At 47.9% G+C, this 25721-nt stretch carries 21 protein-coding genes; 17 read left to right on the top strand and 4 right to left on the bottom strand.

What is annotated here, in order from left to right; genetic code table 11:
• Positions 1 to 21: 21 nt before the first annotated feature.
• The 12 genes from MMB75_RS19100 (at position 22) to MMB75_RS19045 (ending at position 17147) form a co-directional block, all read left to right on the top strand.
• The gene (locus MMB75_RS19100) at positions 22 to 2487 is read left to right on the top strand and encodes a glycoside hydrolase family 95 protein (protein ID WP_039276230.1); all 2466 of its coding nucleotides are present in this window, start codon (positions 22 to 24) and stop codon (positions 2485 to 2487) included.
• A 5-nt stretch (positions 2488 to 2492) separates the two neighbouring features.
• On the top strand, positions 2493 to 3839 hold the full coding sequence (locus tag MMB75_RS19095) for a GH1 family beta-glucosidase (RefSeq protein ID WP_025365850.1): 1347 nt from the start codon (positions 2493 to 2495) through the stop codon (positions 3837 to 3839).
• Positions 3840 to 4058: 219 nt separating this feature from the next.
• Complete coding sequence (locus tag MMB75_RS19090) at positions 4059 to 4307, top strand: hypothetical protein (protein ID WP_016820327.1); 249 nt, start codon at positions 4059 to 4061, stop codon at positions 4305 to 4307.
• Positions 4308 to 4659: 352 nt separating this feature from the next.
• On the top strand, positions 4660 to 5643 hold the full coding sequence (gene cyoA, locus MMB75_RS19085) for a ubiquinol oxidase subunit II (protein WP_039276228.1): 984 nt from the start codon (positions 4660 to 4662) through the stop codon (positions 5641 to 5643).
• 26 nt (positions 5644 to 5669) lie between these two features.
• Positions 5670 to 7646, top strand: a complete 1977-nt coding sequence (locus MMB75_RS19080; protein ID WP_013373105.1) for a cbb3-type cytochrome c oxidase subunit I — start codon at positions 5670 to 5672, stop codon at positions 7644 to 7646.
• Positions 7646 to 8254, top strand: coding sequence for a cytochrome o ubiquinol oxidase subunit III (gene cyoC, locus MMB75_RS19075; RefSeq protein ID WP_016820325.1), 609 nt, complete (start codon positions 7646 to 7648; stop codon positions 8252 to 8254). Before MMB75_RS19080 ends, cyoC begins: the two co-directional genes overlap by 1 nt.
• Positions 8255 to 8590, top strand: coding sequence for a cytochrome o ubiquinol oxidase subunit IV (gene cyoD / locus MMB75_RS19070; RefSeq protein ID WP_016820324.1), 336 nt, complete (start codon positions 8255 to 8257; stop codon positions 8588 to 8590).
• 167 nt (positions 8591 to 8757) lie between these two features.
• Complete coding sequence (locus MMB75_RS19065; protein WP_173426145.1) at positions 8758 to 9882, top strand: NADH:flavin oxidoreductase; 1125 nt, start codon at positions 8758 to 8760, stop codon at positions 9880 to 9882.
• Positions 9883 to 9983: 101 nt separating this feature from the next.
• Positions 9984 to 10352, top strand: coding sequence for an ArsR/SmtB family transcription factor (locus MMB75_RS19060; protein WP_007432172.1), 369 nt, complete (start codon positions 9984 to 9986; stop codon positions 10350 to 10352).
• Between the two features lie 186 nt (positions 10353 to 10538).
• The gene (locus MMB75_RS19055; protein ID WP_039276225.1) at positions 10539 to 12968 is read left to right on the top strand and encodes a heavy metal translocating P-type ATPase; all 2430 of its coding nucleotides are present in this window, start codon (positions 10539 to 10541) and stop codon (positions 12966 to 12968) included.
• Positions 12969 to 13273: 305 nt separating this feature from the next.
• On the top strand, positions 13274 to 14722 hold the full coding sequence (locus tag MMB75_RS19050) for a PEP-utilizing protein (RefSeq protein ID WP_039276223.1): 1449 nt from the start codon (positions 13274 to 13276) through the stop codon (positions 14720 to 14722).
• Positions 14723 to 15164: 442 nt separating this feature from the next.
• The gene (locus MMB75_RS19045; RefSeq protein WP_045245031.1) at positions 15165 to 17147 is read left to right on the top strand and encodes a heavy metal translocating P-type ATPase; all 1983 of its coding nucleotides are present in this window, start codon (positions 15165 to 15167) and stop codon (positions 17145 to 17147) included.
• A gap of 163 nt (positions 17148 to 17310) precedes the next feature.
• Here the strand turns inward: MMB75_RS19045 and MMB75_RS19040 are convergent, their stop codons facing one another.
• Both MMB75_RS19040 and MMB75_RS19035 read right to left on the bottom strand, forming a co-directional pair.
• Positions 17311 to 18834: a DHA2 family efflux MFS transporter permease subunit gene (locus MMB75_RS19040; RefSeq protein WP_016820319.1), complete on the bottom strand. Its 1524-nt coding sequence runs from the start codon at positions 18832 to 18834 to the stop codon at positions 17311 to 17313.
• Positions 18835 to 18843: 9 nt separating this feature from the next.
• On the bottom strand, positions 18844 to 19479 hold the full coding sequence (locus MMB75_RS19035) for an HlyD family secretion protein (RefSeq protein ID WP_016820318.1): 636 nt from the start codon (positions 19477 to 19479) through the stop codon (positions 18844 to 18846).
• A gap of 135 nt (positions 19480 to 19614) precedes the next feature.
• On the opposite strand from MMB75_RS19035, the gene MMB75_RS19030 reads away from it, so the two are divergent.
• Both MMB75_RS19030 and MMB75_RS19025 read left to right on the top strand, forming a co-directional pair.
• Positions 19615 to 20169 (top strand): NAD(P)H-dependent oxidoreductase, encoded by a 555-nt coding sequence (locus MMB75_RS19030; RefSeq protein ID WP_031462246.1) that lies wholly within the window; start codon positions 19615 to 19617, stop codon positions 20167 to 20169.
• 10 nt (positions 20170 to 20179) lie between these two features.
• Positions 20180 to 20641, top strand: coding sequence for a hypothetical protein (locus MMB75_RS19025; protein ID WP_016820316.1), 462 nt, complete (start codon positions 20180 to 20182; stop codon positions 20639 to 20641).
• 81 nt (positions 20642 to 20722) lie between these two features.
• Here the strand turns inward: MMB75_RS19025 and MMB75_RS19020 are convergent, their stop codons facing one another.
• Positions 20723 to 21454, bottom strand: a complete 732-nt coding sequence (locus MMB75_RS19020; protein ID WP_013373094.1) for a ZIP family metal transporter — start codon at positions 21452 to 21454, stop codon at positions 20723 to 20725.
• A gap of 281 nt (positions 21455 to 21735) precedes the next feature.
• On the opposite strand from MMB75_RS19020, the gene trxB reads away from it, so the two are divergent.
• Positions 21736 to 22677, top strand: coding sequence for a thioredoxin-disulfide reductase (gene trxB / locus MMB75_RS19015; RefSeq protein ID WP_016820315.1), 942 nt, complete (start codon positions 21736 to 21738; stop codon positions 22675 to 22677).
• A 55-nt stretch (positions 22678 to 22732) separates the two neighbouring features.
• Complete coding sequence (locus tag MMB75_RS19010; protein WP_013373091.1) at positions 22733 to 22963, top strand: glutaredoxin family protein; 231 nt, start codon at positions 22733 to 22735, stop codon at positions 22961 to 22963.
• Positions 22964 to 23052: 89 nt separating this feature from the next.
• Here MMB75_RS19010 and MMB75_RS19005 read toward each other — a convergent pair whose 3' ends face one another.
• Positions 23053 to 24225: an ROK family transcriptional regulator gene (locus tag MMB75_RS19005; RefSeq protein ID WP_016820314.1), complete on the bottom strand. Its 1173-nt coding sequence runs from the start codon at positions 24223 to 24225 to the stop codon at positions 23053 to 23055.
• A gap of 135 nt (positions 24226 to 24360) precedes the next feature.
• On the opposite strand from MMB75_RS19005, the gene xylA reads away from it, so the two are divergent.
• Positions 24361 to 25677, top strand: a complete 1317-nt coding sequence (xylA, locus tag MMB75_RS19000; RefSeq protein ID WP_016820313.1) for a xylose isomerase — start codon at positions 24361 to 24363, stop codon at positions 25675 to 25677.
• Positions 25678 to 25721 lie beyond the last annotated feature (44 nt).

The following is a 25721-nucleotide window of genomic DNA, read 5'->3' as shown; positions in this document are numbered from 1 at the left end:
CTTGATGAGGGAGGGTTTGAGTTGACGAAAGGCGAAAGACCACAGTCCCTACGGTTATGGTATCGCCAGCCTGCTGAGGTATGGGAGGAAGCATTGCCAGTCGGCAATGGACGGCTGGGAGCTATGGTATTTGGCGGGATCAGAGAGGAGCATTTGCAATTAAACGAGGATACGCTCTGGTCCGGATTTCCCAGAGATGGCGTTCAGTATGATGCATTGCGATATTTAGAGCCTGCCAGAAAGCTGATTGCAGATGGAAAATACAAGGAAGCAGAGCAACTGATTAATTCGAACATGCTGGGTCGAGATACAGAAGCCTACCAGCCTTTAGGAGATTTGTGGATTACACAGGATAACCTAGGGGAGATTGCGCATTATGAACGGGAACTGGATATGCAGACCGGAACGGCAGTGGTCACTTTTCAGAGTGATGGAGTCCACTATACTCGCGAAGTTATCGCCAGTGCACATGATGGAGTCATTATGGTGTCACTGACTGCGAATAAGGTCGGAAAAATCCATGCATCTGTGCGTATGACTACCCCCCATCCTTGTGAGGATGAAGTTGGAGAGGATGCGCTTGGTGATTCCTGCAAAGGAGCCAACGATAACGATCCATCCGAGGAACCGACCAGGGACTTCATTACGTTGACTGGACGAGCGCCCAGTCATGTGGAATCTAATTATCACGGTGATCATCCACAGTCTGTCGTTTACGAAAATGATTTGGGGATGGCTTTTGCAGTTCAGGCGAGGGTTATTCCCGAGGGAGGAACCTTGACGACGAGGGATGACGGAGCGTTGATCATCTCGGACGCGGATAAAATCACGGTGTATTTGGCAGCGGCTACCGGATTTCGGGGATTTCAGGCTATGCCGAATAGTGATGCAACAGAGTCGGCAGAAGCATGCAAAGTCATTCTAGACGGAGCGATTTCGCTAGGAAGTGAGCAGGTGCGGCAACGCCATGAGCAGGATCACCGGAAGCTGTTTGACCGTGTTGCATTAGAACTGGGAAGTGACACGCTAACTGACGAGTCCGTTCTCCCGACGGATCTGCGATTAGAACGCTATCAGAAAGGTCAGGCAGACCGGGGGCTGGAAGTGCTGTTATTCCAATATGGCCGTTATTTGCTAATGGGCAGTTCACGTCCGGGCAGTCAGCCCGCCAATCTTCAGGGCATCTGGAATGACCGGGTACAGCCGCCGTGGAACAGTAACTATACAACCAATATTAATACACAGATGAACTATTGGCCCGCAGATGTGTGTAATCTTGCCGAGTGCCATGAGCCATTGCTGCACATGATTGGAGAAGTCGGTCGTACGGGACGCAGGGTCGCTTCCATCAATTATGGGGCTCAAGGATGGACAGCTCACCACAATATTGATGTGTGGCGAAACGCCGGACCGTCAGATGGCCATGCCAGTTGGGCATTTTGGCCGCTTGGGGGTGTATGGCTGACCGCTCACCTATGGGAGCGTTATCTGTTCACCTTGGATACAACCTATTTGGCAGAACAGGCTTATCCGCTTATGAAGGGGGCGGCGGCCTTTTGCCTAGACTGGCTTGTGGAGGGCCCGGATGGTCGGCTTGTAACGTCCCCCTCCACTTCGCCTGAAAATAAATTCATCACGCCCGAAGGCGAGGATTGCAGTATATCCATGGGCTCTACGATGGACATGACGCTGATTCGGGAGCTATTGAGCAACTGTATTCAGGCCGCGGATCTGTTGGAGTTAGACGATGAGTTCCGTAGACGCTGCGAAGAGACACGGGAACGATTAATACCCTATCAAATCGGCCGTCACGGTCAGTTACAGGAGTGGATGGTCGATTTTGAGGAAGCGGAGCCTGGGCATCGACATGTTTCGCATCTTTACGGGCTTTACCCCGGCCGACAGATCCATATCCGTGATACTCCAGAGCTGGCTGAGGCGGCTCGCATATCGCTACGCCGCCGGCTCGATCATGGTGGCGGTCATACCGGGTGGAGCTGTGCCTGGTTGATTAACCTGTACGCCCGGCTGGAAGATGGCGACACTGCGCATCGGTATGTTCGCACGTTGCTGTCGCGATCGATCTACCCTAATTTATTCGACGCTCACCCGCCTTTTCAGATCGACGGTAACTTTGGTGCGACGGCAGGCATAGCAGAAATGCTGCTGCAAAGCCGCCCAGGCGAGCTGACGCTATTGCCTGCCCTGCCATCGGCATGGCCTGAAGGACGGGTCAGCGGCTTGAAAGGGCGTGGCGGAATTACGGTCAGCATGGAATGGTCCGGTTCGCGGCTCGTCCGTGCGGAGCTTACCGCATCGGTCCAGACGGGAAGCTGTACGATTCGCAGTGCACATCCGTTTAGCGTTGATGATCGTCAGGCTCAGCCTGATCCCAAGCACGGAGGATTTATTTTGTCATGGACTTTTACCAAAAAGCAGGAAATAACGAATGAATATACGATTATAATTGAGGGAGAGGAAGATTAGACACAATGACTATTTTTCAATTTCCGCAGGACTTTATGTGGGGTACCGCAACGGCCGCCTACCAAATCGAGGGGGCTTACCAGGAGGATGGGAGAGGGTTGTCGATCTGGGATACCTTTGCCCATACGCCTGGCAAAGTGTTCAACGGTGATAACGGCAATGTAGCTTGTGACAGCTATCATCGTTACGAAGAAGATATCCGTCTCATGAAGGAGCTGGGCATTCGTACATATCGTTTCTCGGTGTCCTGGCCACGTATATTCCCTAATGGTGATGGTGAAGTCAATCAAGAGGGATTGGACTATTATCATCGTGTAGTTGATTTGTTGAATGACAACGGAATTGAACCGTTTTGTACACTGTATCACTGGGATCTGCCTCAGGCGCTACAGGATGCCGGAGGGTGGGGAAATCGTCGCACAATTCAGGCATTTGTCCAGTTTGCGGAAACGATGTTCCGTGAGTTTCACGGTAAAATACAGCATTGGCTGACATTCAATGAACCGTGGTGCATCGCCTTTTTATCCAATATGCTGGGAGTTCATGCCCCGGGTCTGACGAATCTCCAGACTGCGATTGATGTAGGACATCATCTGCTGGTTGCACATGGCCTATCTGTACGCCGATTCCGCGAGCTTGGCACCAGTGGCCAGATCGGTATCGCCCCAAATGTCTCCTGGGCTGTTCCTTACAGCACTTCTGAGGAAGATAAAGCGGCTTGTGCACGCACGATTTCCCTGCACAGTGACTGGTTTCTCCAGCCTATTTATCAAGGCTCGTATCCTCAGTTTTTGGTAGACTGGTTTGCGGAACAGGGAGCTACCGTACCTATACAAGATGGAGATATGGACATTATCGGTGAGCCAATTGATATGATTGGTATCAATTATTATAGTATGTCGGTTAATCGATTTAATCCGGAGGCAGGATTTCTTCAATCTGAAGAAATCAATATGGGACTACCTGTAACAGATATCGGCTGGCCGGTGGAGTCACGTGGGCTGTATGAGGTACTACATTATTTGCAAAAATACGGTAACATCGATATTTACATCACAGAGAACGGGGCTTGTATCAATGATGAGGTCGTAAACGGAAAGGTGCAAGATGATCGTCGAATTTCCTACATGCAGCAGCATTTGGTGCAGGTGCACCGGGCAATTCATGATGGTCTTCATGTTAAAGGCTATATGGCATGGTCACTTTTGGACAATTTTGAGTGGGCAGAGGGGTATAATATGAGATTTGGCATGATTCATGTCGATTTTCGCACACAGGTCCGCACCCCCAAGGAAAGTTACTATTGGTATCGAAATGTAGTAAGTAATAACTGGTTGGAGACTAGACGCTAAACAAAGAGAAATGATCTGAATATAAAGCAAATTTAGGTCTGCCTCCGCTCCCGTTTGTTTAAATAGGAGGTCCTCTGGGGTAATAATAGCCAAGATGAATTACAGATGGTTCTAGTATATAGAGGCCGGCAAGAATAAAAAAATAAAAAATGTGCATACTGAAAAAAATACTTGGCGAAGGCACTTTTTAACCATTTTAAACTAGAGGGAGTGGAGGGTATGGCTTCGAATTTTAGAAAATCAGGATCAAGGGATAACCAAATGAGCCGCACGGTATCTGTTATTTCTTTGATCGCTTGCATTGTAGGTATTATTCTTATTTTGCTTGATATAGGGAATTTAACCGATCGTAATATCTATCTAATGACAGGCATTGGCGCCTTTGCTGCCGGAATTTTCATTTTTCTAATCGGGAAATCATTTGTCATTGCCCGCAAGAAGGAAGACCAAGAGAACGGACATCGTTAATACAATTGAAAAGATGATGTAAAACTGATAACGAAAACAACAGCGCGGGGCTTCGAGCAGTGTAGGATGATAACTGTAAGGAGTCCCGATTTTTGCTTTAGTATAGCTTTTTTAAGATACTTCAAGATGCATAATTAACGTTTTTATATGTCATTTTTGAATTAAAAAGAAATTTTGAATTTGCAAGAGAAATTTTATTTTTAGAGAGGTTTTTCACAAAAATCGGACAAATAATCGACAATTCTGTTAACAATAAAAAAAGTGGCCGCTTTTCTGCTATCTTATATAAGGGCAACATTACAGGAGTTCGTTAGTTTTGAGTAATTTACTATTTTAAGGAGAGGGGAACAACATGAACAAAAAACCAAAAGCGATTATTGCGTTGGTTTTGACCGTGCTCACGGTAGCATTGCTCATCTGGACGTGTTTTTATGCTGGCGGAAAATACGTTGTTTTCGATCCGAAAGGACCAATTGGGCAAGCACAAAAAGAGCTGATCATTCTTACAACTGCATTGTCTGCGCTTATAATTGTACCGGTTATGATTTTGACCTTCTTCATCGTTTGGCGGTATCGCGACACCCCAACAAACAAGGTGAAGTATCAACCCCATTGGGATGACAGCAAAAAGCTGGAAACCACATGGTGGGCTATTCCGATTATCGTTATCTGTATTATTGCGGTCATCACTGCGAGATATACCTACATGCTGGAGCCTTCCAAGCCGATTGCAAGCACGCAAAAGCCAGTAACGATTCAAGTAACCTCATTGGACTGGAAATGGCTCTTTATGTACCCAGAGGAAGGTATAGCTACAGTTAACCAAGTTCACATTCCTAAAGGTGTTCCAGTCCGTTTTGAACTGACTGCTGACGCTCCGATGAACTCGTTCTGGATTCCGCAATTGGGCGGTCAAATCTACACCATGTCAGGCATGGCCATGAAACTGCATTTGCAGGCCGATCACGAAGGAACTTACTTTGGCTCGGGTGCAAACTTTAGCGGTGAGCATTTTGGACAAATGCGTTTTGATGTAGAAGTCCAGTCGGATGAAGAGTATAAAAACTGGGTCGCTGACATCAAGAAGCAGTCTAAGCCGCTGACGAAAGACGGCTATTTGGCGCTTGCAAAACCAGGTTTGTCCCAGCCTGATGAGTATTCTTCGATTCCAGACGGATTGTTCAAAGAGATTGTCAACAAGTATGTAGTGGAAGGCTCTTCTAATCCCCATGCTGGACATGGTGAAGCTACATCCACAGAAGATTCATCCAAGACCGACACAGAAGAGCATGCCGAAATGGATATGAGTCATATGAATATGAGCGGACACAATTAAAATGATTATAGGGAAGGAGGCCCCCAATGCTTGACAAAATAAAAGAGTTTGCATCCACTTTCTTCGTTACTGGAGACCCGATGATCTATGGAGCGGACGTTTCCATCGCACTAGCAACGATCGGGATCGTGTTTGTGCTCACTTATTTCAAAAAATGGGGCTGGCTTTGGAAAAACTGGTTGACTACGGTTGACCATAAAAAAGTCGGTATTATGTATATTCTTGCGGCCATCTTGATGTTATTCCGCGGAGGCGTGGATGCATTATTGATGCGTATTCAACTTGCTACACCTGATGTGACACTCTTACATCCTGAGCATTACAACCAGATTTTTACAACTCACGGCACAATCATGATCTTGTTTATGGCGATGCCGTTGATGTTTGGTTTGTTTAACATCGCCGTACCCCTTCAAATTGGTGCGCGCGACGTTGCGTTTCCTTTCCTGAACGCATTGAGCTTCTGGCTTTTCTTTATGGGTGCGATGTTGTTCAACTTGTCCTTCGTTATTGGCGGTTCGCCAGATGCAGGCTGGTTGAGTTATCCACCGCTCTCAGAACTGCAATTTAGTCCTGGCGTCGGTCAGAACTTCTATATCTGGGGTATTCAGATTTCCGGTATAGGTTCATTGGCTACAGGGATCAACTTTATTGTTACCATCATTAAAATGCGCGCACCTGGTATGACTTGGATGAAAATGCCTGTCTTTACGTGGTCCGTATTTTCATCATGTGTTATTATCATTTTCGCGTTCCCGATTCTGACGGTTACTTTAGCTTTGCTATTCCTTGACCGCTTTGGAGGAGGACACTTCTTTACCCTTGATTTCGGCGGTAACCCGATGATGTATATCAACTTGATCTGGATGTGGGGTCACCCTGAGGTATACATTGTAGTATTGCCAGCCTTCGGTATTTATTCCGAGGTTATCAGCGTATTCTCTAAAAAGAAATTGTTTGGTTACAAATCCATGGTTTACGCCATGTTCATTATTGCGATCCTGTCCTTCTTCACGTGGGCGCATCACTTCTTCACAATGGGATCAGGCGCAGATGTTAATGCATTCTTTGCGATTTCGACGATGGTTATCGCAATACCGACAGGGGTTAAAGTATTTAACTGGCTGTTCACGATGTACCGGGGTAAACTCGAATTTAAAACTCCGATGATGTGGTCTATTGCATTTATTCCGAACTTCCTGATTGCAGGTTTGACGGGCGTCATGTTATCTGTAGCGCCTGCGGACTTCCAGTTCCATAACAGTTACTTCCTGATCGCTCACTTTCACTCTGCTCTGATTGGTGGGGTAGTGTTCGGTTACCTGGCAGGTCTGTACTACTGGTGGCCAAAAATGTTCGGTTTCACATTGCCTGAAACGCCTGGTAAATGGGCTTTCTGGTTCTGGAATATCGGGTTCTATGTATGTTTCATTCCGCAATATTCCCTCGGTCTGATGGGTATGACACGTCGTCTGAGCACTTACGGCTGGGATACTGGCTGGCAGCCGCTTAACATGGTGTCAACCGTTGGGGCATTCCTGATGGGGATTGGTTTCTTGTTCCAGGTTCTTCAAATTCTTCTGGGTATCAAAAATTACCGCAAGCTGAAGGATACAACTGGCGACCCTTGGGGTGGTCACACGTTGGAATGGTCAATTCCTTCACCTGCACCGGAATACAATTTTGCTACCATTCCGCAAGTAGAAGAACGCGATGACTGGTGGGCAGAAAAAGATAAACGTGCAAAAGGTATTTTCAGAAAGCAACCGCCAATTGAAGCGATTCATATGCCGAAAAACTCGGCGATTCCATTCATTATGTCGGTATTCTTTTTCATTGCAGGTTTCGGTTTCGTATTTGGATGGTCGTTCTTCTATATTCCAGGGCTGATCGGCGTAGCAATTTGTATGATTTGCCGTTCGTTCTTCTCCTATGATGGCGACTACTATATCCCTGCGGATGAAGTAAAACGCACGGAAGCGGCAATAAGGGGGTCTGTATAATGGCACAAGCTGCAGCACATCACAGCCATGATCATGACCACGGGCATCACGATCCGCAAGAATTGAAGATGCTTGGTTTTTGGATCTTCCTCGTAACGGACGTAATCCTGTTCAGTACCTTGTTCGCAACCTTCGTCGTCCTTCGGAATAACACGGCCGGAGGACCAGGTGGCGCAGAGCTGTTTAACATGACGGGCGTTATTATTGAAACGTTCCTCTTGCTCACAAGCAGCTTCACAAGTGGTCTGGCTGTGTTGGCTATGAACAAAGGAAGCATGAAGGGATTAATCAACTGGTTAATCGTGACGGCAATCCTGGGTCTTGGTTTTATCGGTTTTGAAGTTTACGAGTTTGTTGAAATCGTACATGAAGGTGCTAATTTTGGAACCAGTGCGTTCTTGTCGGCATTCTTCACCTTGGTCGGAACACACGGACTTCACGTTTCGTTAGGGCTGGTTTGGATGATTGGACTTATGTTCCAGTTGAAAAAACGCGGACTTACTCCAGAGACGAAGGGCAAAGTTTCGGCATTGAGCTTGTACTGGCACTTTTTGGACGCTGTCTGGATCTTCTTGCTGACAGTTGTCTATTTGATGGGGGTGATGTAGATGGCACAGCATCAATCAGGAGCAGGTTCGCATGGTCATGATGATTCTCACGGTTCAGTGAAATCCTATGTTATCGGATTTATTCTGTCCATCGTACTGACCATCATTCCTCTCGGCGTGGTTATGAATCATATGTTGAGCCGCACTTCGACGATGGTTGTTATTTTAGCCGCGGCAGTGCTGCAATTTCTGGTTCAGCTATTCTTCTTTATGCACATCCGTGAAAGCAATGGACCACGTTGGAATGTGATGACTTTAATCTTTGGTATAGTGATCCTGTTGACCGTCGTGGGCGGTTCTGTATGGATTATGGAATACAACATGGTAGCACACTAATAAATAACACAAAGAGGAAGCGGCTCTATGCCGCTTCTTCTTTTTTTGTAAAGGGCCTGCTGAAATTAAACTGTGGCTTCTTGAACTCAAGTTTGCATGTGTGTAAAATGGAATTGTATAACAGAAGAGTGAAAAAGATAATACTAATGGAGAGTGAGGAAAACGTCATGAACACCGAAATATTGTTTAAACCTTTTAAGATAGGTAACTTATCGCTTCCCAATCGGATCGTTATGGCTCCCATGACACGAAATTTTTCTCCCCAAGGTGTTCCAGGACCTGAGGTTGCTGCGTATTATCGTCGTCGTGCGGAAAATGCTGTTGGATTGATTATTACGGAGGGAACGGCTATCAATCATCCCGCAGCTGTGGAGCACACAGGCATCCCTAACTTTTATGGTGAAGGGTTAAAGGGGTGGGCCAAGGTAGTAGAGGAGGTCCATGCGGCAGGTGGCAAAATTATACCGCAGCTTTGGCATGTGGGTACGGCCCGGAAAATAGGTGCGGATAACCAACCGAATCCCGAGGCATTGCCTGTCGGTCCTTCGGGTATTTCTCCCGCCGGAGAAAAGGTAGTTGAGCCATTGACGGAGGCGGAAATTGCGGATATCATCGCAGCCTTTGCTCAGGCCGCTACCGATGCCAAGCAGGTGGGGTTTGACGGCATTGAACTTCATGGAGCGCATGGCTATTTAATAGATCAATTTTTTTGGGATAAAACCAATAAGCGTACCGATCAATATGGAGGCGATTTGGTTCAGCGGACCCGGTTTGCGGTCGAGGTTATTGAAGCTTGTCGCCGTGCAGTGGGTCCGGATTTTCCAATTGTACTGCGATTCTCCCAGTGGAAGATGTACCATTATGGAGAAAAGCTGGCACAGACACCACAGGAACTTGAACAGTTTCTTGCTCCATTAGTGAAGGCCGGAGTGGATGTATTCCATTGTTCAAGTCGCCGTTTCTGGGAACCGGAATTTGAAGGCTCAGATCTAAATCTGGCAGCTTGGACGAAAAAGATAACAGGCAAGCCAGTGATTACGGTGGGATCTGTTGGTTTGGAGAAGGCCTTTCTGAGTGATCTGGAAAAAAATAATAGTCTTCAGACTGATCAATCCAGTAGTGTAGAGGCTCGATTAGAACAACTCATGGGGCTAGTAGAACGAGAGGAAGTTGATCTGGTTGCAGTTGGACGTGCATTGCTGGTTGATCCGGCATTTGCAGTAAAATTGCGTGATCAACAGATAAAAGAAATAATTCCTTACCGTGATGAAGTATTAAAAACGTTGAAATAAGAAAATTTCCGTTACAGGGCAAGCTGTAATATAAGCTATTCGTAAATTCTACGAATTTGCTATAATAGAAGCATCAAGTCGAAATACACGGGGTGAAAAGGATGAATTCTGAAACGGAAGCTTTGGATTGCGAGCCGGCTTGTCACGGTTCAGATCAGGAAATTGAGCGCATAAAATCTTCCCTTGTTGAGGATTCCATCGCATACAAAATGTCGGAGCTGTTTAAGGCGCTAGGTGACCCGACACGGATTAAGCTGATTTATGCCCTGGCCCAAAAGGAACTGTGTGTTCATGATTTAACACAGGTGTTGAACATGGGCCAATCTGCGGTATCCCACCAGCTTCGTTATTTGCGCAACCTGCGTATTGTCAAACGACGCAAGGAAGGCAAGACAGTGTTTTATTCACTGGATGATAATCATGTGGAGCAGATTTTTTTGCAAACCCATCAGCACATATCACATCAATGATTTTTGACAAACCAACAGCAGGGCGCCAAGCAATTGGCGCTCTTTTGGTGCTTGTCCATTGAAGTCGATTTTTTTTGTTAATAAGGGCTATGATCATTGACTTTTACCCCTAAACCTGAATATAATGACCTTAACAAATAATATATGAACAGTTGCTCATATATAGATAATTGGAGGCCAATTATTATGGATGCTCTAAAAAGAAATGAACGGCATGAATGGATTTTGGAAGGTTTGGATTGCGCCAACTGTGCTCTCAAAATTGAAAATGGAGTCAGTAAAATAGAAGGGGTTCTGGATTGCTCCGTCAATTTTGTAACAAAAACGTTGACGATGACCACAACTTCGGATCAAAAAGAAGAGGTTTTTCGCCAAACGGAACGGAAAGTTCACAGACTTGAGCCTCATGTTCGGATGGTTGCCAAAAGTGCCGGTGGACGCCTGCGCGAAGATAGCCGAAGCAGCGTTGGTGCCGCACAGGCAAGCTGCACAGAGGATTGCGCATGTGGTCATGAGCATGATGGTGAAGGACATAATCACAATGATGGACAGCATGGTGCTCACAGTCATGGTGGCCACAGCCATGAAGCGCATGGCGCGCACGATGGGCACGACCACGGTAATCATACACACGTACATCACAATCACCATGCAGTGCACGATCATGGTGAAGCTACCCATGCTCACTCACATTCGCACTCGCATGATGATGATAGCCATGCCGGGCATACGCATGATCATGGTACGGACGGTATGCGCCGTATGATTGCGCGTCTGTCCATAGGAGCGGTTATTGCAGCTGTTGCCTGGTGGTTACCTGTTGAAGGTGTGGGCAAGCTGGCTCTATTTTTAGTGGCATATATCATCGTTGGCGGTGATGTTGTCTTGCAGGCTGCACGTAGCTTGGTGCGTGGAATGGCCTTTGACGAGTATTTCCTGATGACGCTGGCTACGGTGGGTGCATTTGCTATTGGGGAATACCCCGAAGGCGTAGCTGTCATGTTCTTTTATCAAATTGGAGAGCTATTCCAAGGCATTGCGGTTAACCGTTCACGCAAGTCCATCAGCGATCTGATGGATATTAGACCAGACTATGCCAACCTGAAGACCGCTGAGTCCGTACGGAGGGTGTCTCCAGAAGAGGTCCGTATTGGAGATTTGATCGTAATCAAGCCGGGTGAGAAGATCCCGCTGGATGGTAAGGTTGTAGAAGGTAAATCGCATGTTGATACCTCGGCGTTGACCGGTGAATCTGTGCCTCGTACCGTTGAGCCGGGAAGCAGTGTGATGAGTGGATTTGTGAACACGAACGGACTTCTGACGGTAGAGGTCAGCAAGGATTTTAGTGAATCTGCGGTCTCTAAAATTTTGGAACTGGTGCAAAATGCGAGTGCCAAAAAAGCGCCGACTGAAAAGTTTATCACGAAATTTTCCAGATATTATACTCCTGTAGTGGTTATTGTAGCGTTGTTGTTGGCAGTTGTTCCTCCGCTTGTTGTGCCGGGTGCACAGTTTGCAGATTGGTTATATCGTGCGCTTGTCTTCCTCGTTATTTCTTGTCCGTGTGCGCTGGTGGTGTCCATTCCACTGGGCTTCTTTGGCGGAATCGGGGCAGCCTCCCGTTCAGGTGTGCTGATCAAGGGCGGTAATTATCTTGAAGCCCTGAATCATGTAAAATACGCTGTTTTTGATAAAACAGGTACGCTCACCAAAGGTGTGTTCCACGTGACCGAGATTTATCCTGCCGAAGCTTTTACGAAGGAAAGTCTGCTGGAGACTGCTGCATTGGCCGAGATGCACTCCACGCATCCTATCGCAGCTTCCTTGCGTGAAGCTTATGGCAATGAACTTCAAACGGAGCGAGTGCAGCAATATAGCGAAATATCCGGCCACGGGATTCAGGCCCAGATCGATGGGCACAAGGTATTGGCCGGAAACGCTAAGCTGATGGAGCGGGAGCGTATTGCTTTTAATGTGGCGCAGCAAGCAGGGCCAATGGATGAAGGAACGGTCGTACATGTGGCTGTAGACGGAACGTATGCTGGCTGCATTCTGATATCGGATGAGGTTAAGGAGGATGCGGCCAAAACGATTGCTTCGCTGAAAAAGCTGGGGGTGGTCAAAACCATCATGCTAACAGGTGACAATCGGACAGTTGCCGAGGCTGTAGGACGTCAGTTAGGTCTGGATGAAGTACGGGCAGAACTGTTGCCTCAGCATAAAGCCGAAGCCATTGAGCAGTTGTCTGCAAGTAAAAAACCGAGCGATAAAATCTTGTTTGTAGGCGATGGAATTAATGATACACCTGTACTTGCCTTGGCAGATGTTGGTGTAGCGATGGGCGGCTTGGGTTCCGACGCTGCGATTGAAGCAGCAGATATCGTAATCATGAACGACGAGCCTTCAAGGCTGGTGACGGCGATTCATATTGCCCAACGCACACGCCGTATCGTATGGCAAAACATTATATTTGCGCTAGGTGTCAAAGCAGTATTTCTCACATTGGGCGCGTTTGGTATTGCTACTATGTGGGAGGCTGTATTCTCCGACGTAGGTGTAACATTGCTAGCCGTATTAAATGTGATGCGTGTGCTGAAGTTTGGTTCTGACGAATAAAAAGGGAACACCCCCGTTAACATTGGATGTAGACATCCTATGAAAACAGGGGGTGTTTTTATAGCAGCCTTTTTTGTGTAGACATGTGCTTTCAGCAGTATAGAGACCTATTTTTCTCATATATCGTAGTTGTGCAGAGATGTATAAATGTGGGGAGGGTCTAATACGTTTAAGGTAGGGACTTTATAAGTAAGACCCATGTAACATTCGGTTGGTCAGTAATTAGTAAGCGTTTTCTTTATTTGGAGGGGTACTCGAATTCGTGTGTGCCAACTTGCTGACGAAAGAAAGGATGGATTACTAGCATGGAGGCTAAACTGATGCATGTATTCGCAGAGCTGTTGGGTGGCATAAACAGCCGGGATTGCAACGTTCCAGAGCCAGGTATGGAGTCTACTACACGGAGATTGGCTATGGAGACGCTAAGAGCAGGAAGCCATCAAGTATCTGCTGCACAGGAGGAAGATCCATTGGGCTGGCTGGTTAGTTTAGCCGAGCAGGGTGCAATCAGTCGAGCGGAGGCATTGCTGGCTGCAAACCCGGAATTACTTGGAGAGCCGATGCTGAGTAACGGCAATGATACAGTGCAAGCCATGGACACACTACTAAAATGGAGCGATGAATACAGCGACACCTCCATACGGCTTTATGCGGATGCTCCTGCAAGTATGAGTCGTAAAAGTACAGAGGAAGCATCAGGAATAGGTAGTCTTGACGGTTATAGTCTGCTGCATGGTCCATTGTCACTGGCATCCGGCCGCGTGAGGGAATTATGCTATGCCTATTTGGAAGCGGCAGAGTCTGGACAAAAGATTCATGCCCCTGACGGGGAGCCCGATCCCATCCTTGTCCCTGGTTCCCGTGCATCCGATACGTACACATCATTTAATAAAGCATCTGGTTTGCCTGGATTGTGTGAGCACCTGTCCCGACGAATTATTGGCCTGCTGGAAACAGATTACGAGGGCTTGTTTGAGTTGCTGGACGGATTGCCGCTGACTATAGCTTTGACTGAGCAAAACAATGCAGTGGGCATCGGAAGCCTGCAGGATATGCAGCTGGAGGCATTACTGCGTGCAGCGTTGCGGAGTATGCGCCAGGGGGGAGAACCACGGCTGGAGATTATGGTGCGCAATCCGGCTGACGTAAACCAGTTTCAGACTATCCGAGACTGGATTGACGGCGTTGCCGAGCAAACGTTGTGTGGGCGCCTGCGGTGCGTTCCATATCGGGTAGGCGTACTTTTGACGATTGATGCAAGTTTGGTGCCTAATGCAGGCCATACATGGAGTGAGCAATCCGTACAGTCGGAAAAGTCGGCCAATGCTGATAGCATGTTCGAAGTGAGCGCACGACAGACCAAGCAGGCGGCTCAAGCCGCAGATTTGGCACGCTTTGCCGATACGGTCATTTTAGAAGTCACACCAGCTCCATCTGATGGTAACAGAGCTGGGGATTCGCTGATTCCATCCGTTGTTGATGGTCATGAGAATGCTAATGATACGATAAAACGCATAATGGAAGCTGTTCGGCGTGTAAAGCCCGAGCTTCCTATATGGGTGGCGATAGATGAAATTCACAAGTCCCTGGATGGGAATTGGATCTGGGAGAACGAACTGACGGGGGTCATTTGCTCGGATTCAACAGTTCCTGCTGTGCGCCTCGCGGCTGCGCGTTGGAGACTGCAACAGCAAGCCAATCGTCAACACACTTCAGAAACTGCACACACCCATGCGTGGAAGTTTCCACTATAGTCTGAAGATAACCTGAATTCATGTGATAGAGGATTTTGCAAAGATCCAGTAAGCGACTTTCAATGAACAATATATAGATCGAAATGGTCTAGTTCGTCTATATATTGCACTTTGGAGCGACTGGAATCGAATTTTGCAAACCCTGAATAGAACGCTTTGAAATATAGAGGATAGAGGATACCTGCGTTGTTTGCGCGGGTATCTTTTTTTATTTAGGCTATTAGCAGTTTACAAGTGGAAAAGGAAGGGTATATAATAAAACAAAAGTTTCTCTAAAGCAAAATAATTGTATAGATGCAAAAATGATTATCATTCTCATTGCCAAACATGCTGCTTCGGGCTTCCCGAAGCAGCATGTGCTATTTTAGGGCACTTAACAATGGATATCATTCTCAATGAGATGCAAGTACAAGGAACCAAAAATGGAAAGGAACGTGACAAGATGCAAGCAGTTCAACGATTACAAGATACGTTGTCTCCCTCTAACCGAACACTTTCAAAAAACAGTGGCAGCGGACGACCCGGTCCCAATCGCAAACCGCAATTTCAGCTCAAAAGCATGCTGAAAAATAAGGAGATGCAGGCTGCTCTAGGCAGTGGAATGCTAATGCTGATGGCATGGGGAGTCTCACATTGGTGGCAATGGCTATCCATCATTCTCTATGTAGTGTCTTATGCCCTTGGAGGCTGGTCCAAAGCCAGAGAAGGGATTGAAACCCTGATCCGAGAACATGATCTGGATGTTAATTTACTTATGATCGCTGCGTCTTTAGGAGCTGCGGCCATTGGCTACTGGAATGAAGGAGCCATGCTGATCTTTATTTTTGCACTCAGCGGTGCGCTTGAGAGCTATACCACCGAGCGCAGCAGTAAGGATATTTCCGAGCTCATGGCGTTGAAACCGGAAACGGCTTTGCGCTTGTCTCACGACGGAACAGAAACGGTTGGCATTGAGCAGCTGTTACCAGGCGACCTGCTGCTGGTTAAGCCCGGCGAACTAATTCCGGCGGACGGTCGAATCTCCAAGGGCGTGTCAGCCGTGAATCAGGCATCCATTACCGGGGAATCTGTTCCGGTAAACAAAGAGGCAGGTGACGAAGTATATGCAGGCACCATTAATGGAGAAGGCGTGCTATATGTAGAGGTCAGCCAGTCCTCGGAAGATACTTTATTTTCAAAAATCATTCGTATGGTAGAAGAGGCCCGGACCGAGGTTCCCGATTCCCAGCGGTTTATTAAAACATTCGAATCGGTATACGCCCGAATTGTTGTTGCCGTCACGCTGATCGTCATTGTGGGTGCACCCCTAGCATTAGGCTGGACGTGGGCAGCGGCTTTTTACAAGGCGATGGTGTTCCTTGTCGTAGCCTCACCTTGTGCGCTCGTGTCATCCATTATGCCGGTGATGCTATCGGCCATTTCCAATCGTGCCCGGCGGGGCATCCTGTTCAAAGGTGGCGCGCATGTGGAGAATATGGCATTAACTTCGGTTGTTGCTTTTGACAAAACGGGCACGTTAACGAAGGGCTCACCTGTGGTCACGGATTGGATTGTCGCCCCAGATTACGATGCTGATGAGCTATTGCACATTGTCGCGACAATCGAAAGCTATTCCTTACATCCGCTGGCGCGAGCGATTGTAGCCAAAGCCGAAGCTGAATTGGGACAGAGAGAGCTGCTCACAGCCGAGCAAGTGCAGGCCCTTACCGGATGGGGGATGGAAGGCATTATAGGTGGGGTAAAATGGAAAATCGGTCGCACGAACGTGCTGGATGAACCTGGTCTTCTGACTGAGCCAGAGTGGGTGGAGAGTCGAGCACGACTGGAAGCCGAGGGCAAAACCGTATCCATCATTCTCGCGGATGATCGGATTGTCGGAATGCTGGCGCTACGTGACGAGCTGCGTCCACAGGCACGAGAATCTGTGAAACGCCTGCAAGCACAGGGGATTCGGGTCGTCATGTTGACCGGAGACCGCCCGGAAACGGCAGCCGTGATCGCGGCACAGGCTGGAGTCGACGCCGTATATGCCGGCTTAATGCCGGAGGGCAAAGTCAGTCATATTCGCATGTTGCGGGAGCAATACGGGCATGTCGTCATGGTCGGCGACGGTGTGAACGATGCTCCGGCTTTGACCGCAGCAACCGTAGGGCTAGGCATGGGGATGCATGGCAGCGGAGCAGCCCTGGAGGTCGCAGACGTGGTGCTAATGAACGACGGAATTGAGGAGATTGCTCCGACGATATCACTGGCGCGCAAGGCGCAGCGAGTGGTCAAACAAAATATGATCTTCGCGGTAAGTGTCATTGTGCTGCTGGTGATCAGTAATTTTGTGCAAAATATAGCCCTGCCATTTGGGGTCATTGGGCATGAAGGTAGTACACTGCTTGTCATTTTGAACGGCCTGCGCTTATTGCGGTCATAAGACTATAAACCAATTCACAAATCACAAGATTACAAACAGTCAGGAGCATTCAACCCTCATACATCCAAGGGGGATGAATGCTCCTTCTTTCTTTAGTAGTGTTAGTCTATTTTGTATGCAAGGCAAAGTTTATCTCATACTTCTAATCGCGACTGCTGTACGCCTATCTACGACGCGGTGTAGACCGCCGCAAGAACAGGGAAAACAGTAATCCCGCCAGTGCAATTCCGGTTGCAATGATGAAGGCATCATTAATGCCATGGATCGTCGATTCTGTAACAGCCCTTCCGTATACCTGTTGTATCGCGAGTGCAGAGCCGCTTTCCGCAGAAATACCCGCTGTTTGTGCGAGGGTTTGTCCCAGTTGTGATACGCCTTCCGTTACAGAGGCATTGGCTGTGGTAGCGACATTCGCATAATCTGCCATATGAACCGTAGTCCGGCTGCTCATTACAGTAATGAGCCAAGCGGTACCGATAGATCCGGCGATTTGCCGTACTGTATTGGACATGGCAGTACCATGGCTGCCGAGATGTGGAGGCAACTGGTTGAGCCCTTCCGTCTGGACGGACATCATCAGCAGTGACATCCCGAAGCTGCGAATCGTATAGATGATCATAATATGTCCATAGGTGGTGGCATCGGTCAGCAGACTGAATTCCCATGTCGTGACTGCCGTAATGATTAGCCCGATGATCGCCAACGGTCTCGCGCCAATACGATCGAATACTGCCCCTGATATCGGTGACATCACACCCATCAGCAGTGCACCCGGCAACAGCAGCAGACCGGATTGCAGCGGTGTAAAGGCGCGTATATTTTGCAAATAGATCGGCAGTAGCAGCATCCCGCCGAACATGGTCATATTGACCGTAGCCCCAACCAGCGTAGATACCGTAAAAATATCGTATTTAAATACACGGAATTCCAGCATAGGCTCCAACATGTTCAGCTCACGCACGACAAAAAACACAATAAACACGATCCCGAAAGCGAGCGAGAGTATAACTGTATTGCTGCTCCAGCCCTTGTCTCCAGCTGAACTAAAGCCATACAACAGAAGGCCAAAACCAAGGGTGGAAAAAATGGTTCCCAGCAGGTCAAAATGCGGTTTTGTCAGCTTGGACACATTTTTGAGCCAGCGCACAGCAAACAGAATATCAATGATCGCCAGCGGAATTACTAACAAAAATAGCAGCCGCCAACTGTAGTGCTCCACAATCCAGCCAGATAAAGTGGGTCCTACCGCCGGAGCAAACATCATGGCGATCCCCATGGTTCCCATAGCAGCCCCCCGTTTTTCGGGAGGAAATACAGTCAGGAACACGTTCATCACCACAGGCATGATGATGCCCGCACCGCTGGCTTGAATCACGCGTCCAACCAGCATAGGCGCGAAGCCGGTGCTGGCAGCGCAGACGACAGACCCGGCAGTAAATAACCCCATCGCGGATATGAACAGTGCACGTGTCCCGAATGACTCAATGAGAAAAGCGGTGATTGGAATCAAAATCCCGTTGGTCAGCATATATCCGGTGGATAGCCATTGAACGGTTGTGGCAGACACATTGAAATCATTCATCAAGTGCGGAATCGCCACGTTCAGCAACGTTTGATTCAAAATCGAAATGAAGGCGCCTAGCAGCAGCACGGACAGAATGCGTCCGACGGACATTTTTTGATCCATGACAGCCTCCTACTTGTGAACTCTGATCGTCGCACTCATTCCCGGGATAATTCCCAGCCCCTTGTAACCTTGAATGGAAATGGTAACAGGCACGACCTGCGTCACCTTGGTATAGTTGGCAGTGGTATTGGAAGTAGGCAGCAGTGAAAAGGTGGAGGCGGTCGCCAGACCGATCTTTTCGAGCTTACCGCTCAGGGACGTATCCGGGTAAGCATCAATATACACGTCTACGGTCTGACCTACCTGGAGATCCTGCACGGCCGTTTCGTCTATATTGGCAGTAATCCAAAGATTGTTCAGATCAAAGGCTTTCGCTAAAGGTGTACCCGCCCCGACTATCGAGTTGTTGACAGCCGTTTGCTGCACAACGGTACCATCAGTTGGAATCGTAACGCTAATTCGGCTTCCGCCTCCTTCAACACTGCCCAGCGTGCTGCCAGCGGTGTACGTCTTACCAACTTCAGCATTCCAACCTGTGAGCTTGCCCGCGCTTGGAGAGGCAACGGTAACCGCTTGTCCGCTCACTTGGGCATTATCGGTTTTTATGTAGTTGGCGGACTGATTGTAGTAATAGGCGGCGGCTCCACCTCCTGCCAGAATAATGATGATTACCAGCAGGTTAACTAATATGGCGCGCGAATTCATATTGTGCATGCCTCCCTAGTATTTTTGGATGTTCAAAGTATGCGTCAAACGATTCATAATATTCAGATGGGTTTTGGGAAAGGTTAAGAGCGTATGCCAAAAGGAAAATCTTGCTGACAAAGGATGATGCGCATAATGACGACCAGAATCATAATTGTATATGACAGTGAAAATGGACATACGGAACGTCTTGCTCGCTCGATCGCAGAAGGGGCACGCATGGATCACACAGAAGTGATGCTAAAACATGTGAATGAGGCCGATGTGAATGAGCTTGTAAGCGTAGATGCGATCATATGGGGGTGCCCGGGTCATTTTGGTACCATCAGTAGCGGTCTGAAGAGTTGGATTGATAGGCTGGGGTATCTGTGGGCGCAGGGCAAGCTAGTGGACAAAATCGGGGCTGTGTTTTGCACAACCGCTACCGTTCATGGTGGATTAGAATCAACGCTGTTGAATTTGATTACTCCTATGCTTCATCAAGGTATGATTATTGTAGGCCTGCCCGCTAGCATCACAGAGAATGCGCTCTACGGCTCCTATTACGGCGTAGGGGTAACATGTCCGGTGGAGACAGACCCCGATGGGCCGCCCAACCTTCCAACGGGGGATGATCTTGCATTAGGTCGCTCTTTGGGCAAAAGGGTCGCTGAGATGGCGGGACGGTACCGTAACGCCGAAAGAGAATAGGAGGCCGCCGATGACCATTGCTTTTATTGTAGTAGCTGTGGTTGCCTTTATCTTTTTGCTGGTATTTAATACGAAGATGACGCGCAAGTCCTCGGCCAAGAATCGCCCCAACCAAGAGGAATCCCGGCAAAGAAGCAAACGTCCTTATCCTGTGCAGGTGGAACCCAAGACGCATGAATTGACGGAGCATACGGGAGAGATCCAGCCTAAGAATTCGAGCGTTGAAGAACATCGTGCAGAGGAGCAGCACAAATTGCCTGATATCCAAACGGATATAAAGGTGGAGAAAGATCGCGAGAATACAGAAGGTGCCTACGGGGACCAGGATTATCGTGCGGCTTTGCGTGGTTTTGCTGGAAAGGACGAAGAAAAGGATGGACATTCCCGACTCTCTAATGGAGAGAAGGAGAATTCCAAAAGTGAGGACGAGCAGTATCGTGAAGCACTGCGTTCCATGAACCGAAAAAAATGAGATCCCTTCATTTGAACATGACAAAAAGGCTGCTTTACTGTCTGGAATACAGGCAGAAGACAGCCTTTTTGTGTTGCACGGCTATAGCCATTCGGTTAGCCCGATCATCGTAATCAAGCCAAGAATAAAGGAAAATGTGGCGATTCGCTGGTTACCATCCCCGTGACTTTCGGGAATCAGTTCCTTGTAAACGATAAACATCATAGCCCCGGCGGCAAAAGCAAGGCCATACGGCACCAGTCCGTTCACCCAGCTGCTCAAGTAAAAACCGATCAGACTGGTGATGATTTCCACAGCCCCGGTTAGGGTAGCAATGCCCAATGCCTTGAAACGCCCAATGTTTTGATTCACCAGGAATAACGCTACAATAAAGCCTTCCGGGGCATTTTGCAGACCGATAGAGAAGGCAATGAGATTGCCTAGATTCTGAGTCTCACTCGCGTAGCTGACCCCAACAGAGAGCCCTTCCGGCAAGTTGTGCAACGTAATAGCTGCGATGATGAGAAAAGATTTGGACTCCAATTGAAAAGTTTTGGAATCCGGGTCCTCCAAATCGGCATGGGGGATATACATTTCCATCACCAGTAATACGAGGCAACCGAGCAAAATCCCCGCAGTCAGCACGAACCAATTGGAATGCTGTATCGCTTCTGGAATCAGGTTATACACCGATGCAGAGGTCATAATTCCTGCGGCATAAGCCAGCAGAACATCACGAAGCCGGTGCGTGATATTACGCATAAACAGAATAGGCACGGCGCCAAGTCCAGTGGACAAGGCAGAAATTAAGCTACCTACGAAAACGTCATTCATAATCGGGATAATCCCTCCATACCTCATTTATCTTTAAGCTTCGCTTCATGAAAACTTCATTTGACTGTTTACAGCTCTTTCCGCATAATGAAATTAGGATTTAGAATCAGTCTAAGTCATAAAAAGCTATAAAACAAGTGATTCGTTTTTACAACATCCGGGTGTCCACTTTTTGGGATGAGCTTCTGCCAGCAGTACTTTTAGAGTATATGCAGCAGCCCAGCGCCCGGTACCGAAAACTCGCTATATAATACTTATGATATTTTAGGAGGAACCAAGATATGTACAAGTCCATTATTATAGGTACCGGCCCTGCCGGTTTGACCGCCGCTATTTACCTGGCACGTGCTAATATGAACCCGCTGGTGATCGAAGGACCGCAGCCAGGCGGACAATTAACCACGACTACAGAAGTTGAGAATTTTCCAGGCTTTCCTGAAGGAATCATGGGACCCGATTTGATGGATAATATGCGTAAGCAAGCGGAGCGTTTTGGCGCTGAATTCCGCACAGGCTGGGTGAACAAGGTAGACACAACTGCTCGTCCATTTACACTGGATGTAGAAGGTTTGGGTGAACTGGTTACCGATACGCTGATTATTTCCACAGGGGCGACTGCCAAATACCTGGGGATTCCCGGTGAACAGGATAACATCGGACGCGGCGTGAGCACTTGCGCTACCTGTGACGGGTTCTTCTTCCGTGGCAAAGAAATCGTTGTTATCGGTGGTGGGGACTCTGCACTGGAAGAAGCTAATTTCCTGACTCGTTTTGCCTCCAAAGTAACGTTGGTACATCGTCGTGAAGAATTGAGAGCTTCTAAAATTATGCAGGATCGTGCTCGTGCGAACAGCAAAATTGAATGGGCGCTCAATCGTACTCCTGTAGAAGTAGTTGCAGACGAAAACGGAGTAACTGGCTTGAAAGTGCTGAACAATGCAACAGGTGAAGAGGAAATCATTACAGTGAGCGGCGTATTCGTGGCGATTGGACATCATCCGAATACAGGCTTCCTTGAGGGACAAATTACAACGGATGCGAACGGTTATATCGTCGTTAATCCGGGTACTTCCGAAACAAACGTGCCTGGCGTATTCGCTTGTGGCGACGTACAGGATACACGCTACAGACAAGCGATTACCGCAGCAGGTAGTGGTTGTATGGCTGCTATGGACAGCGAGAAATACATTGAAAGTCTGGAGCACAGTGCACTGGCCCTGTAATACTTGCAAGTGTGTATAAATATGATGTAACAAAATAAATGATGAGGTGATATTCATGGAAAAAGCAATAGTTTACACATCTACAAACTGCCCGCATTGTCGTCAAGTAAAAAGCTACCTGGCTGAAAAAGGCGTCGAATACGAAGAACGCAACATTGAAACCAATGAAGCTTTTGCGCAAGAGGTTTGGGATATGGGCATTCGTGCCGTTCCATTGACTCTGATTGGGGAAGAACGTATTTCCGGTATGAACAAAACCAAGTTTGAAAAAGTGTTGAACGCTTAATCCAGCCTAACAGCATGTGATTTTCATATGGTTTAAACAAGGCCCTCGCCGCAGTTGCATACTGCGACGGGGGCCTGTTTTTTGGTCTTTTACAAAGATACACGTACACGCCCGAGAAAAGGAGCCGTTGCCGCATAGGCAGCACCTAGCATCGTCGAACGGCTGCCAAGCGTGGAGAAACGAATCTGTAATTGCCGACGGTGATAGGGCAGGGCCCGCTCTTCGATCACTGTACGCATACTTTGCTCCAACCAAGGTCTGGCTTCCGCAAGCGGACCGCCAATGATAAGCATGCCGGGGTTGAGGCTGTTCACAATATTGGTAATACCTACACCTAAATAGCGCCCTATTTCACCAAGGACGCTTAATGTACTCGCATCACCTTGCCGGGCAAACGGGAGTAATTCCGCTGTATTATGTGCGGGCAGCTTCAATGTGGATGCTACATAGGCCTTCTCCGAAGCATACAGCTCCCAGCAGCCTCGGCTGCCGCAGGAGCAGAGGCGCCCGTTCCAGTCTATGGACATATGCCCACTCTCACCCGCGTATCCCCAAGCCCCTTGATACGGCTTGCCATCAATGATAATTCCGGCCCCGATCCCGGAGCCTGCACTGATGTAGACCAGATCCCGCACAAGCTGCCGATGATCGGCGTCCATACCATAGTACAATTCACCTTGTGCACCGACGTTGGCCTCATTATCCACCACTACGGGAAGACCCAGCTCTGTCTCAAGCTGTTGACGCAGCGGAACCTCTTCCCAGCCCAGATTGGGTGCGAATAAAACATTTCCGGTTTCATCCACCATACCCGGTACCCCCAACCCAATGCCAACAATACCGTGAGGGGAGGGAGGAATGACCTGCATGAGTTTCTGAATGAGCTTACGGATTTGTTCGATGACAAAGTCAGGATCATGCTGGGTTAGAGAAAGGGTAAGCTCTGTTTCAATGGTACCTGCCAGATCGGTCAGAGCACCCTTGATGTACTGTACGCTAACCTCGATACCGAGCACAAATCCTGCACGGCTGTTGAACAGCAGCATTAAAGGTTTACGCCCACCGCTGGATTCTCCTAATCCTGTCTCATACACCAATCCATCGGTGATAAGCTCTGCAACCAGGTTGGAAACGGTGGCCTTGTTTAATCCGGTTTGACTGGATAACTGTGCCCGCGATAGAGGGGCATGAAGGCGGATTCGCTCCAATACAATGGATTTATTCAGCTTTTTGACAAGCGCCTGATCGCCAGTAACATTCATGGTTATTTTCACTTCCTGTTGATGTAATTCCCGTTATTATATCATAAAAATAAACTTAGTTTAAGCAATAGACAAAGTTTCTTGGCTGTGCTAGAATCGTTTTTGTAAACGTTTACTATAAAGGAGGAACTTATAATGGCTTATTTCGAACAAGTATCTAAAATTAAATTCGAGGGCAAGCAATCCGATAATCCTTTTGCATTTAAATTTTATAATCCTCAGGAAATGGTAGCGGGAAAAACGATGGAGGAGCATCTGCGTTTTAGTATGGCTTATTGGCATACGCTGGTTGCAGGTGGCTCTGATCCTTTTGGAGTAGAGACTGCGGAACGTCCATGGTCCAAGTTTACTGGACTAGATTTGGCGAAGGCACGTGTGGAAGCTGCCTTTGAACTGCTGGATAAGCTGAATTTACCTTATTTCGCCTTCCACGATGTGGATATTGCACCTGAAGGCGCGTCACTGAAGGAATTTTACAGCAATCTGGATACCATCGTGGATCTGATTGAGGAGCACATGAAGGCTACGGGGAAAAAGCTGCTGTGGAACACGGCGAACATGTTTAGCCATCCACGTTATTTGCATGGAGCTGCGACAACTTGCAATGCAGATGTATACGCACACGCAGCTGCTCAAATTAAAAAAGGACTGGAAGTGGGCAAACGTCTGGGCGCAGATAACTATGTATTCTGGGGAGGCCGTGAAGGCTACGAAACACTGCTGAATACAGATTTGAAGTTGGAACAGGACAATCTGGGACGGATGTTCCATATGGCTGTGGACTACGCGCGTGAAATCGGTTTTGACGCTCAGTTCCTGATTGAGCCAAAACCGAAGGAGCCAACCAAGCATCAGTATGACTTTGATGCGGCGACGACGATTGCCTTCCTGCAAAAATATGATCTGGATCAGCATTTCAAGCTGAATCTGGAAGCTAACCATGCAACCTTGGCGGGTCATACTTTTGATCATGAAGTACGTGTAGCACGGGTTAACGGCATGTTGGGTTCCCTAGATGCCAACCAAGGCGATTTGCTGCTGGGCTGGGATACGGATGAATTCCCGGTTGATCTGTATGATGCCACACTAACTATGTATGAAGTGTTGCAAAATGAAGGTCTGGGCCGTGGCGGTATCAACTTTGATGCCAAGGTGCGCAGAGCATCGTTTGAGCCAGAAGACTTGTTCCTCGCTCACATCGCAGGTATGGATACGTATGCGAAAGGGTTGAAGGTAGCCGCCAAACTGATCGAGGATCGTGTGTTTGAGGACTTTATTGAGAAGCGGTACAGCAGCTTTAAGGAAGGCATTGGAGCAGATATTGTATCCGGAAAAGCAACGCTTGCTTCTCTGGCTGAATATGCTCTGGCGAACGAAACACCACGCAAAAACGTATCCGGTCGTCAGGAATATCTGAAAGCAACACTAAATCAATACATTTTGGCTGATTAATGCCAGAGCTTATATATGAAATAAGGATTTCACGATAAAGGGAA

It is taken from the genome of Paenibacillus sp. P2(2022), assembly GCF_029522175.1.
GTDB classification, from domain to species: domain Bacteria; phylum Bacillota; class Bacilli; order Paenibacillales; family Paenibacillaceae; genus Paenibacillus; species Paenibacillus polymyxa.
This window is presented reverse-complemented; position numbering and strand designations above follow the sequence as displayed.

Coding starts and splice junctions, on each gene's coding strand:
- MMB75_RS19095 (WP_025365850.1), top strand. CDS start 2,493: ATGACTATTTTTCAATTTCCGCAGGACTTTATGTGGGGTACCGCAACG.
- MMB75_RS19090 (WP_016820327.1), top strand. CDS start 4,059: ATGGCTTCGAATTTTAGAAAATCAGGATCAAGGGATAACCAAATGAGC.
- cyoA (WP_039276228.1), top strand. CDS start 4,660: ATGAACAAAAAACCAAAAGCGATTATTGCGTTGGTTTTGACCGTGCTC.
- MMB75_RS19080 (WP_013373105.1), top strand. CDS start 5,670: ATGCTTGACAAAATAAAAGAGTTTGCATCCACTTTCTTCGTTACTGGA.
- cyoC (WP_016820325.1), top strand. CDS start 7,646: ATGGCACAAGCTGCAGCACATCACAGCCATGATCATGACCACGGGCAT.
- cyoD (WP_016820324.1), top strand. CDS start 8,255: ATGGCACAGCATCAATCAGGAGCAGGTTCGCATGGTCATGATGATTCT.
- MMB75_RS19065 (WP_173426145.1), top strand. CDS start 8,758: ATGAACACCGAAATATTGTTTAAACCTTTTAAGATAGGTAACTTATCG.
- MMB75_RS19060 (WP_007432172.1), top strand. CDS start 9,984: ATGAATTCTGAAACGGAAGCTTTGGATTGCGAGCCGGCTTGTCACGGT.
- MMB75_RS19055 (WP_039276225.1), top strand. CDS start 10,539: ATGGATGCTCTAAAAAGAAATGAACGGCATGAATGGATTTTGGAAGGT.
- MMB75_RS19050 (WP_039276223.1), top strand. CDS start 13,274: ATGGAGGCTAAACTGATGCATGTATTCGCAGAGCTGTTGGGTGGCATA.
- MMB75_RS19045 (WP_045245031.1), top strand. CDS start 15,165: ATGCAAGCAGTTCAACGATTACAAGATACGTTGTCTCCCTCTAACCGA.
- MMB75_RS19040 (WP_016820319.1), bottom strand. CDS start 18,834: ATGGATCAAAAAATGTCCGTCGGACGCATTCTGTCCGTGCTGCTGCTA.
- MMB75_RS19035 (WP_016820318.1), bottom strand. CDS start 19,479: ATGAATTCGCGCGCCATATTAGTTAACCTGCTGGTAATCATCATTATT.
- MMB75_RS19030 (WP_031462246.1), top strand. CDS start 19,615: ATGACGACCAGAATCATAATTGTATATGACAGTGAAAATGGACATACG.
- MMB75_RS19025 (WP_016820316.1), top strand. CDS start 20,180: ATGACCATTGCTTTTATTGTAGTAGCTGTGGTTGCCTTTATCTTTTTG.
- MMB75_RS19020 (WP_013373094.1), bottom strand. CDS start 21,454: ATGAATGACGTTTTCGTAGGTAGCTTAATTTCTGCCTTGTCCACTGGA.
- trxB (WP_016820315.1), top strand. CDS start 21,736: ATGTACAAGTCCATTATTATAGGTACCGGCCCTGCCGGTTTGACCGCC.
- MMB75_RS19010 (WP_013373091.1), top strand. CDS start 22,733: ATGGAAAAAGCAATAGTTTACACATCTACAAACTGCCCGCATTGTCGT.
- MMB75_RS19005 (WP_016820314.1), bottom strand. CDS start 24,225: ATGAATGTTACTGGCGATCAGGCGCTTGTCAAAAAGCTGAATAAATCC.
- xylA (WP_016820313.1), top strand. CDS start 24,361: ATGGCTTATTTCGAACAAGTATCTAAAATTAAATTCGAGGGCAAGCAA.